Source organism: Rhodococcus sp. MPR-R1B (assembly GCF_058793255.1).
On sequence record NZ_JBXAFO010000018.1, the window covers coordinates 114,483 to 126,854 of the forward strand.

The following is a 12,372-nucleotide window of genomic DNA, read 5'->3' on the forward strand; positions in this document are numbered from 1 at the left end:
TCGATTGCGGTGCCCGGCAACAGCTCGGTGGCGCTCGCTTCACGGGCGTGCGGCTCGGTGGCTTCAAGTTGTCATGCCCGTTCGGAGTATCCGGAAAACATCGAGAGCACCCGAGCCATCTCCGGTCCGATGACCGCCATGGCCGGTGCCTCGATCATCTCGTTGTGTCCGCATCGCACCGGTACCTCCACGATCCGGCCCGTCACGAGCGGACGCCATTCCTGTGGCGACCTTTCCCGCGGAATCGTGTCGTCTTTTCCGTCAGCCGGGAAGATCAGCAGGTCTCCCTCGTATATCTGGGGAACGAACTGGTGCGTAATTCTCTGCGAAGTCTCGTACCCTCTGGCAATCCGCTCGAGGTCCCGACCGTCGACTCCCGTCTCGGGCCCGAGCCTCCGGGCCAGCACGACCGCCGCCTCGTCGAAGGTCAGATCTCGGTCGGTCTCGATCTCGAGGCCGAGTCCTCGCAGTAGGTCTCGGACGTCGAGTGCGGCTGACGCAGAGGCATCGCCGTTGTCGGGGTAGCTGTCCATCATCGTCAGTGTGGCAACTTCGCGGCCGGACGATTGCAGTTCGACGGCCATGGCGTGCGCGATGACTCCGCCGAGGGACCAACCGAGCAAGTCGTACGGCCCGTCCGGCGAAACGGCTTCCATCTCTTCGACGTAGCGATGCGCCAACTGTTCGATCGACTGATAGTCACCGTCGTCGCTGAGTGCGGGTAGCTGAAGTCCGTACACCGGTCGGTCCTCGGGCAGATACCGCACCAAGCCGGCGTACCCCCAGGACAGGCCGATACCAGGGTGCACACAAAACAGCGGTCGCCCACTTCCTTCTGTCCGCAGCGGAACAACCACGGCGAGAAGCTCTTCCATGCCGGCGTCCACTGTCGGCATGTCGAGGCGTCGAGCGATTCCAGCGGGTGTCGGGTCGAGGAACATCCACTGAAGCGGAATTCTGCGTTGGAAACGGGAGTGCAGTGCGCTGACGATTCGGGTGGCTACCAGGGAGGACCCGCCCAGGTCGAAGAAGCTGTCGGTAGTGCTCACCCGGCTGACACCCAGAACCTCGACAAACGAGTCGACCACGGCGCGCTCGGTGTCGGTGACCGGCTCGCGGAACTCGGCTGCAGCCGAACTGAATTCGGGTTCCGGTAGAGCCTTTCGGTCGAGCTTGCCCACCGGTGTCATCGGAATCCGCTCGAGAAGTACCACTGCCGACGGAACCATGTGCGAGGGAAGTCGGTCGGCTGCGTACGCCCGTATCTCGTCGCTGTCGGAGGCGTCGGCAGCTGACGCACGCACGTACGACACGAGGACCGTTTCACCCGACGGTCCCGTGTAGCCGATAGTCGCGGCGAAGTCCACCGACGGATGGCGTGAGAGAACTGCATCGATTTCCCCGAGTTCGATCCGAAAACCACGGACCTTGACCTGGAAGTCGCTGCGCCCGATGTATTCGAGTGTGTGATGCACTCCATCGCCGGACCCAACGATTTTGGCACTGTCACCGCCGGATTCACGCCAACGTACGACATCTCCGGTGCGGTACATCCGGCGCCCCGGCGATCCGTACAAGCAAGCGACAAATCGTTCCGACGTGAGCGACGCCCGATTATGGTACCCACGTGCCATACCTGGGCCGATGATGTACAACTCCCCCGGCACGCCCACCGGTACGGGCTGCAAACGCTCGTCCAGCACCAGGAAGCCGAAGCCCACTGCCGGCGAGCCGATGTTCACTCCCGCACCGGGTTTCATCGAATCGCTGACACTCGCCTGCACGGTGGTTTCAGTCGGGCCGTAGCCGTTGTGCAGCCTCCGACCCGGCGCCCATTGCGCGACGACCTCCGGCGGGCAGGCCTCGCCCACCAGATCGAGAACACGGAGCGCCTCGAAACCGTTGTCCCCCAACGCCGCCAGCGCGGTCGGTGTAATGGTGGCATGAGTGACCTGCTCGCGCCGGAAAACATCGGCCAATTCGGCGCCACCGTACACAGCAGGCGGAACGATCACGACTTGCGCCGAGGCGCTGAATGCCATCGTCAACTCGAAGATGGAAGCGTCGAAACTCGGCGATGCCAACTGTGAGACATGAGAGTCGTGAGTGACCTCGAACCTCTCACGAGTTTCGGCCGTGAAGCTCGCCAAACCTCGATGAGTAATGTTCACTCCCTTGGGTTTCCCGGTAGATCCCGAGGTGTAGATCAGGTAGGCCGGATGATCGAGGTTCAGTTCACCGGTTCGATCGTCATCGGTGATCGGTTCCGGCGACAGCGCGGCTACCCGCCGGGCGAAGTGTGGGTCGTCGAGTTCCAGCCAGGGAACAACGTCGGGTAGCTGAGTTCGGCTGGACTGAACGGTCAAACCGAGCGAGGCTCGGCAATCGGCGAGCATGTATTCGACGCGCTCGCGCGGATAGGCCGGATCGACAGGCACAAAAGCCGCTCCGGCTTTGGTCACCGACCAGATCGCCACCACCGATTCGATCGAGCGAGGCATTCCCAGTGCCACGAAGGTCTCCGGGCCCACACCGCGACCACACAACTCCCGGGCAACACGATTCGACCACTCGTCCAGGTCGCGATAACTGAGCTGCCGGTTCTCGAGCGACAGGGCCACCGAGTCCGGATCGATCGCCACGGCGTCCGCCAACAACTCAGGCCACAATTTCGGAGGTACTTCGGGGAGCCCATGCGCCGGCGTCAACTCGCGACGTTCAAGATCGCCGAGTAGATCGATGTCACCGATCGGTACCTGCGGATTCCGGGTCACGGCCTCGAGTACACGAACGAACATGTCGGCAAACCCGCTGACCGTACCGGGGTCGAAGAGATCGGTGGCAAAGTCGACGGCTCCGCTCATCCCTCCCGGTGCACCGCGATCGTCGTACTCTTCGGCGAGGAGGAATTCCAGGTCTACCTTCACTACCTCGAGTTCTGGGTCGATCCCGCGGACTTCCAGTCCCGCCAGCTTCAGAATCGGCCGATCGTTGTTCTGGAATTCCAGCGACACCGAGGAAATCGGTGCATAGGCGCTCGACCGTTTCGGCCCGACCGCGTCCACTACCCGCTCGAAGGGAACGTCGGAGTGCGCGAACGCGGCGACGTCGACTTCGCGGCAATGCGCAACCAACTCCCGGAACGATTGAGCCGGGTCGACCTGTGTGCGCAGTGCGAGCGTGCCGACGAACATGCCCACCAGATCATCGAGGGCACGATCTCCCCGGCCGGCGATCGGCGTTCCGATCACGATGTCGTCGGTGCTGCCCAAACGTGCCAGCAAGAGCGCGAGCGCTGCATGCACAGTCATGAATGCAGTGGACTCTTGCTGCCTCGACACGCCTCGGATACGGCGGTGAAGATCACTGCTGATCGAGAAGTGAATCCGCGAGCCGTGAAAACTCTGTTGTGTCGGCCGGTCTCGATCGAGGGGAAGTTCCAAGAGGTCGGGAGCGCCTGACAGTGCGCGTCGCCAGTAAGCCAACTGCTCGGTGATCACCGACCCAGGGTCGTCGCCGGAGCCGAGAATCTCCCGTTGCCAGAGCGCAAAGTCGGCGTACTGGACTGGAAGCGGCGTCCACTGGGGTTCCCCGCCGTACGCGTGGGCCTCGTATGCAATCATCACGTCTCGGGTCAGTGGAGACATCGAGAAGCCGTCAGCCGAGATGTGGTGCACCACTACGGCAAGTACGTGTTCGCGCTCATCGATGGTGAACAACGCTGCCCGCAGGGGAATTCGTGCGGCGACGTCGAAACCGGCCGAGACCATTCGGGCAAGCTCGTCACGGAGATGATGTTCGTCGGTCACCGATGTCTCGGCCAGTTGTGGGAGCGCGGCGCTTTCGGTGGGCACGATGTGCTGGACCGGTCCGTCGCCGTGGACCGGGAACATCGTTCGCAGCGATTCGTGGCGGGCGATGACATCGGACATCGCTGATCTCAAGGCCGGTTTGTCGAGTTCACCGCTCAACCGCACCACGAGCGGAATGTTGTAAGCAGGAGAACTGGTGTCGAGTTGATTGACGAACCACATCCGCTGCTGAGCAAACGACAAGGGGATGTTGTCGGGTCGGGGGCGCGGTTCCAGTCGCTCCGACCGTTCGGCGACCGACTGATCGATCACCGTGGCCAACTCGGCCACCGTCGGCATCTCGAACAGGTCCCGCACGCCGACGGTAGCTCCGAGCACCGCCCGTAGCCTCGCCGCGACCGAAGTGGCGCTCAGAGAATTTCCACCGAGCTCGAAGAAACTGATGTCGGTACCGACTCGTTCGAGGCCGAGCACCTCGGCGAACACGTCCGACACTGCCTGTTCGACCGGGCCGACAGGGGGACGGAAATCCCCTGTGGTCGTCTCGATTTCGGGTCTGGGCAATGCCGAACGGTCAACTTTTCCGACAGCGGTCAATGGTATGTTCTCCAGCACCGTGAGAACGGCAGGCACCATGTGCGAAGGCAAGCGCCGGGCCACGGCGCGAATCAGGAGCCTGGTGTCCAGTCGACCCGCGGTGGGCACGACGTACGACACGAGTCGGGTGTCTCCGGTGGGGGCGGAATCGGCAACCGTAACGGCAAATCCGACGTTGGGCTCCGACATCAGCACACTGTCGATCTCACCGAGTTCGACACGGAAGCCTCGAACCTTGACCTGGAAGTCGCTTCGCCCGACGTACTCGACACACATGTCCGCCGTCCATCGCACGATGTCGCCGGTGCGGTACATCCGCGTTCCTGGGTCGGCCGGATTGGCAACAAAGCGCTCTGCCGTCAACCCCGGCCTTCGGTGATATCCCCGCGCCACGCCTGGTCCGGCCAGATACAGCTCGCCGGGGACCCCGACGGGAACCGCTTGAAGTCGAGCGTCGAGCACCAGTTCACTGACGCCACTGACAGGTCCACCGATCGTGATGCGTTCCCCGGCGGTCATGGGCGGACTGACGTTGGACATGATCGTTGCTTCGGTCGGTCCGTACGCGTTGTACAGGCGGCGGCCAGGTCCCCAGCGAGCGACGAGATCGGGTGGGCACGCCTCGCCCCCGAATACGACTTCCGAAAGTTGTTCCAGCCCAGCCGGGTCCACCGTTGCCAATGCCGCCGTGGTGATGAACGCGTGCGTGACGGAGTGCTCGGCCAGAAGCTGCGCCAGGTCCTCGCCCCCGTAGATCCCGGGTGGAGCGATAACCATCGTCGCCCCGGCGCCGAAAGCCTGCAGATATTCGAAGAGCGACCCGTCGAAACTCGGAGTGGAGAAGTGCAGCGTGCGTGATTGTGGAGTTGCGCCGTAGCGTTCGCGTTGGTCTCGGGCGAAGTTGTCGAGCCCTCGCTGTGTGACCACGACTCCCTTGGGCACGCCGGTCGACCCCGAGGTGTAGACCACGTAAGCAGCTGAATCCAACCCGATCGGACGGAGTCGGTCGTTGTCGGTCAACGGGCTCCCCGAGAATTCCTCGCACTTCTTCGTGAAATGCGGATCGTCGAGAATCAGCCACTCCGCGATATCGGGCAATCGATCTCGGCCCGCGGTGGTGGTCAATCCGAAGCTGACCATCGAATCGATCAGCATGTGATTGATCCGCTCGTCGGGATAGGCGGGATCGATCGGCACGAATGCAGCGCCCGTCTTGGCGACGGCAAGTATCGACACCACGGACGTGAGAGAACGTGGGACACCGACTGCTACGTAGTCCTCGGTTCCCAGTCCTCGCGAGACCAGCACGCGAGCAATGCGATTGGAGAGGATGTCCAGCTCGCCGTAGGTCAGGCTGCCGTCCGCCGATTCCACGGCGAGCGCGTTCGGATCACGCTGGGCTGCCGCATCGAAGATCTCCGGGAAGACGCGCGACGACCCACCAGCCGTGCCACGGGCCGGCACCAATTCGGCACGTTCGGACGGGGCGAGCACCGACACCACAGCCAAGGGGCGATCCGGCTGGGCACACGCTTCGAGTACACGATGCAGTCGTCCGGCGATCTCTTCGATGTCGGCGGCACCGAAAACCTCGGGTAGGTACTCGAATTTCAGGCGGAGTCTGGTGTCGACCGATGCCACCAGGCTGAGCGGGTAGTGGGCAGCGTCCTTGGCTTCGACATCGATGATCCGGATCCCCGCGATATCGGTATCGGACGAAAGGCCCTGACGGTCAGCGGGATACGATTCGAAGACAGTCAACGTATCGAATCCGGTCTCCGGCCCCGTGGCTACTTGGATCTCGGAAAGCCCGAGATAGTGATGATCCGACAGCTCTGCTTGCTCGGCCTGGATCCGCGCGAGGAGTGTGCCGATACTTTCTCTCGGGCGCAGAGTGATTCGGACCGGAATTGTGTTGATGAAAAGCCCGATCATGGTTTCGATCCCGGTCAGCTCGGGAGGTCGACCCGACACCGTCGCTCCGAACACCACATCGTCTCTCCCGGTCAGTGCAGCGAGGACGATCCCCCACGATGCCTGAACAATTGTGTTGATCGTCAGCCCGAGTTCACGCGCCATCCCGCGAAGTGAGGTTGTGAACTCCTCGTCCAGATCGAACACCCACTCGGCCGCCATGGTGGAGAGTCGACGAGATCGAACCGCCGGAGCCAACAGCGTCGGTCCTTCGACTCCGCTCAGCGTCCTCGCCCATACAGCTCGAGAAGCTTGCTGATCGCGGCGGCTCATCCAGGTCAGATAGTCGCGATACGCGCGCGCGTGAGGCAAGGCCGCCACTTCACCGTCAGCGCCATAGAGCGTCGCCAACTCCCGGATCAGCAGTGGCATGGACCAGCCGTCCAGAAGGATGTGATGGTTGGTGAGCACCAGCGTGAACTTTTCGGGGGCGAGAGCAATCAGCGTGAATCTGATCAACGGCGCCTGCGCCATGTCGAACGGGCGCGCTCGGTCCTCCGCCAGTGCTCGATCAAGATCCTGATCTGTTGCACCAGTGAGGTCGATTTCCTGCCACGGCGCTGCCACGGTGCTTCGGACCACCTGGACGGCACGGCCGTCCGCGCCGTGAAGGAAGGCGGTACGCAGGTTCTCATGCCTGTCGAGCAGCGCGTCGGCGGCGCGATGCAGGCGCTCCGAATCGACTGCGCCGGCTAGATCGAGAGCCACTTGTACGAGGTATGCGTCGACCGATCGTTCGGCAAGTTCGGCATGGAACAACAACCCCGCTTGCAATGGAGAGAGCGACCAGACGTCGCTCAGGTCGGGGCACCGGCTTTCGAGGTCGTCGACCGCGTCCTGTCGAAGATCGACCAGATCGAAGTCCGAGGGTGTGAATCCGCCGCTGTCCGTCGCGTACTCTCCGAGCCCGACCAATGCGTCGAGCCACCACTGCGCCAGTTGCCGAACGTCATCCGCGCCCAGAATGTCCGGTGGGAACGTCCAGCTGGCAACGAGCTGCGGGCCGTCCTCGGTATCACTGTTGTCGGTGTCGCTGTCGTCGACGGTCATCACGTTGACCTCGAGGACGCCGGCGAGTGGGAGATCGACGGCCGTAACCGTCCGCAAGTTCTCGTCGCGGATCGGTACCCATCCCGCTGAAGCGTCGGCCTCGGATCCACCGACGCGTCCGAGGTAGTTGAAACTGATCTGGGGCTCCGGAAGTTGCGAAAGTGTCTGTGCCGTTTCGCGGTTCAGATAGCGCAGCAACCCGAAGCCGATGCCGCGGTCCGGCACCGCCCGGAGTTGTTCCTTGACGGCCTTGGCGGCGACGCCCGCAGCCGGACCGCCGGCGAAGGCGTCGCTCGGATCCACTCCGCTCAGATCGATCCGCACCGGGAAGATCGACGTGAACCATCCCACTGTGCGAGCAAGATCTGCCCCGGGAACCACCTGTTCCTCGCGTCCGTGTCCCTCGAGGCTGATCAATGTCTCCGGATTGTCGATCCCGCGCTCCCTATGCCAGCGGACCATCGCAAGAGCCAAAGCCGTCAACAATCCGTCCTCGACGCTCCCGTGAATCGCCTGCGGCACTGTCGTCGACACGGCCTCGGTCAATGCCGTGGGAACTCGTACTTCGATGTCAGTGGTGGCCGAGGCGGTGTCCCTCTTCGTCAGGGCGCGCACACCCAGAGCCGGATCTGGACCCGCGAGCACCTCTCGCCAATAGTCGAGTTCAGCAACCCGATCCGGCTCGCGCGCGGCGTCGACGAGGCCACGTGCCCATCGACGCATCGAGGTCCCGACCGGAGCCAGTGACGGGTCGACGCCTGATTGCACCTGCGCACAAGCAAGTGCAAGATCGGGGATCAGGATTCGCCAGGAAACACCGTCCGTCACGAGGTGGTGCGCTACCAGTAGCAACCGTTTCCGGCTCTGCCGGTCCTTTTGAATCTGCCCGTCGGTGTCGAGCAGGACTGCCTGCACCATCACACCTGCCTCCGGGTCGAGCCGCCCCAGAGCTGCGTCGAGTTCTGTCGAGACCGTCTCCGCGGCAGAACCCCCGAGGCTCACGTGGCGTACGACGGTCTCCGCCCGCACCGTACCTACAGGCGCAACGTCCATCCGCCGAGCGGATTCAGGATGATGCGTCGCCCGGATGCCTGCGCGGAGGATGTCGTGGTGGTCCAGCACAGCCTGCATGGCCAGTGTCAGCGTGACCTCGTCGAGCGTGGCAGGAACCGAGAGCAGAACAGATTGGGAGTACCGGCGAAAATCTCCACCACGGTCAAGCATCCATTCGACGATCGGCGTCAATTCGATCTCACCGACGCCGCCGCCAGGTAATTCGTCGACGACGACACGGTTGCCAGGCGTTCCGGCCGTCTCGGACAGCGCCGCAACAGTTTTGCGTTCGAACACCTCGCGCGGTGTGATCAGAACTCCGGCAGACTTGGCGCGCGTCACCAACTGGATGGACATGATCGAGTCACCGCCTAGAGTGAAGAACGAATCGTCGACCCCCACCTCCTCGAGTCCCAGAACTTCGGCGAACAGACTCGCAAGGATGTTTTCCGTCGCGGACGCGGGGCCACGACTTACGGTTGCCTGTCGCCCGAAGTCAGGTTCAGGCAATGCATTCCGGTCGAGCTTTCCGTTCACCGTCAGCGGCAAACCCTCGAGAACCGTCACGACAGCGGGGACCATGTGGGGCGCCAACCTCTGTGAGACATACTCGAGCAACGCCGCCGGAGAGATAGTGGCACCGGACTCCGGCACCACGTAGCCCACCAACCGGTCTCTGCGGGCTACCACCGCCGACTGAGACACGCCCACTCCGGAGAGCAGTGCAGCCTCCACCTCGCCGAGTTCGATTCGGTACCCCTTCACCTGCACCTGCAGATCGTTTCGTCCGAGGTACTCCAGCTGCCCGCTGTCGTTCCAGCGCCCCAGGTCACCGGATCGATACATACGCGCACCACTGACCGCGAGGTCGGGAATGAACCGCGCGGACGTCAGACCGAACCGACCGAGGTATCCGCGTGAAACCTGATCACCGGAGACATACAGTTCACCCACCACACCGGGCGGCACCGGGTGCAACCGCTGATCCAACACATACACACGCAATCCGGGTAACGCCCGACCAATCACCGAGGCCGATCGTTGACGCACCAGCACACGATCGAGCGGTAAATGGCTGACGTGCACGGTGGTCTCCGTGATGCCGTACATGTTGACCAGATCTGGTGACGAAGTCCCGCGACGGGCGTACCAGCGCGTCAACTGTCCGAAGTCGAGCGCTTCTCCGCCGAAGATCACGTAGCGCAATGACAGGGCCGCACCCCCGGTAAGCCGGTCGGCTTCCGCCAATTGATAGAAGGCGGTGGGAGTTTGATTGAGCACCGTGACACGTTCGTGCCGTAGCAATTCGAGGAATGCCTCTGGTGAACGGGCCGTGAAGTAGTCGACCAGTACCAGTCGGCCACCGTGTGCGAGTGCGCCCCACATTTCCCAGACCGAGAAGTCGAATGCCTCCGAATGGAACATCGTCCACACATCGCCGCTGTCGAAGCCGAAGAGCGCTCTGGTGTTTGCCAGCAACGTCACTACGCTGCGGTGAGAAACCTGCACCCCCTTCGGGCGCCCGGTGGACCCCGAGGTGTAGATCACGTAGGCCACCGATTCGGGTCGGAGCGGTAGCAGCCGATCTCGGTCGGTCACCGCAAGCGGAGAAAACCTGTGCAGCGCATCGAGAATCACCGGGTCGTCTACCGCAGTCACTGGAATCTCGCTGTCTGCGATTGCGTCACTGTCTCGTATGTAGTCGCCGTCGGCCCGGGTGGTCAACACACACTTCGGCCGGGCGTCACGCAGCACGAAGTCCACCCGGTTTACCGGAGAAGTCGAGTCCACCGGTACGTATCCGCCACCCGCCTTCACCACCGCCAGCAATGCCACCATCAGGTCGATCGAGCGGGCCATCGCGACTGCCACCAAGGTTTCCGGCCCCACCCCCTGCGCCACCAACAGTCGAGCGAGGCGGTTTGCTCGCTCGTCGAGTTCGCGGTATGTAACCGACAATCCGCCGCAGCGCACCGCCACGGCATCACCGGACGTCAGCGCCGTGCGATCGAAGAGATCCGACAACGAATCCTCGTCTGTTCCGGCGCCGGAGGGCGTGGGCGCAACCAGCACCTCGCTGAGTTCGCCGGCCAGAATCATGTCGATATCACCGACGACCACCGACTGGTTCTCGGTCACGGCGCCGATTACTCTTTCGAAGCGCGCCGCGATGCGCGCCACCGACATTCGATCGAAAATATCTGTTGCATAACGGAAACCGGCGCTGATACCAGCGGGCTCACCGTGCTCGTCGACGTGCTCCACCACACTCAGTTGCAGATCGAATTTCGCAACCGCGAGATCGACGTCGAGCGAGCGAACCGTCAGTTCCGGCAAGTCGAAGCGCAGTCCCGTATCGGTCTGGAATTCGAGGAGTACCTGAAACAGAGGTGAATGCTCGGTGGAACGGTCGGGCGAGAGGTAATCCACCAACCTCTCGAAGGGGATGTCTGCATGGTCCATAGCACCGAGATCCGTTGACCGCACCGCGGCCAACACCTCGGCAAAGGTTGCTCCGGATGAGACAGGTGTGCGAAGGACGAGCGTGTTGACGAACATCCCGACCACATCGTCGAACACCGATGCACCGCGACCTGCGACCGGAGTCCCGATCACTACGTCGTCCGCTGTAGTGAGCCGTGCCAGCAATACCGCCAGAGCCGCATGCATCACCATGAACAGAGACGAACCGTTCTGGTGTGCGAGTTCGTTCAAAGCTCGATGGATCTCGGGCGAGAAGTCCATCGAAACCACCGCGCCCTCGGCAGACCGTTTCGAGGTTCGTGGTCTATCGAGAGGGAGCGGCAAGACGTCCGGAATACCCGACAGCTTCGCTGTCCAATAATCGAATTCGGCCGAGGGCGAAGTTTCCGGACCAACGTCTGCGTCGACGATCTCACGCTGCCAGAGGGTGTAGTCGGCGTACTGAATCGGCAGCGGCACCCAGTCCGGGCTCCGACCTTGCGTGCGCGCGGTATATGCACTCATCAGGTCGCGTGCCAGTGGTGCCATCGAGAAGCCGTCTGCGGCGATGTGGTGAACAACGATCGCGAGTACATGCTGCTCCGGTCCGGTTCGGAGTAGCCTCACGTGCAGCGGGAACTCTTCGGACACATCGAATCCGATGTCGAAGAACGCGCGCAAGTCCGTGAAAAGCCCCTCGCCGGGAATCGGCACGGGGTGGATTCGAGGAGCAGCGACCGCGGGTTCGGCGATCACCTGGTAGGGCCCGTCTGCGGACGCAGGAAAGATCGTTCGAAGGGATTCGTGCCGTTCCACCACATCACCCAGCGCGGCTTGGAGCGCACCCGAATCCAGGAACCCGTCCAGTTGTAGTGCGACGGGGATGTTGTAGAGCGGAGACGACGTGTCGAACTGGTTGACGAACCACATCCGCGATTGCGCGAACGACAGCGGAATACGTTCTGGCCGTGCCCTACTTGTGATGGGCACACGAGTAGCTTCCTCGAGTCCAGGCTCGCCCGGCGCGGAGTCGATTGGATCTATCGAGGCCGCCAGGTCCGCGACCACGGGGGCGTCGAACAGTGCATTGACCCCCATATTGGTGTGCAATGCGGCGTTGATGCGGGCGATGACTCGAGTGGCGCTGAGGGAATCCCCGCCGAGTTCGAAGAAACTGTCGTCGGCACCCACCTGGTCGAGACCGAGAACGTCGGCAACAGCACGGGCGATTCCGATTTCGGCAGGAGTGGCGGGAGTCCGAAACGCAGCGCTCGCAAAATCAGTGTCCGGGAGGGCTTTACGGTCCAACTTCCCATGCACCGTCACCGGAAACTCCCCCAACACCACCACCACCGACGGCACCATGAACCCCGGAAGAGACCTCCGCACCCCCTCCAACACCACCACCTCATCGACCACCACC

General features: G+C 62.8%; 1 protein-coding gene. It reads right to left on the minus strand.

Features of this window, described 5'->3' with window-relative positions:
* Positions 1-71 precede the first annotated feature (71 nt).
* Positions 72-12,372, minus strand: a 12,301-nt coding sequence (locus tag AC1Q61_RS23060; protein ID WP_492654904.1) for an amino acid adenylation domain-containing protein, incomplete at its 5' end; no start/stop codon positions are given.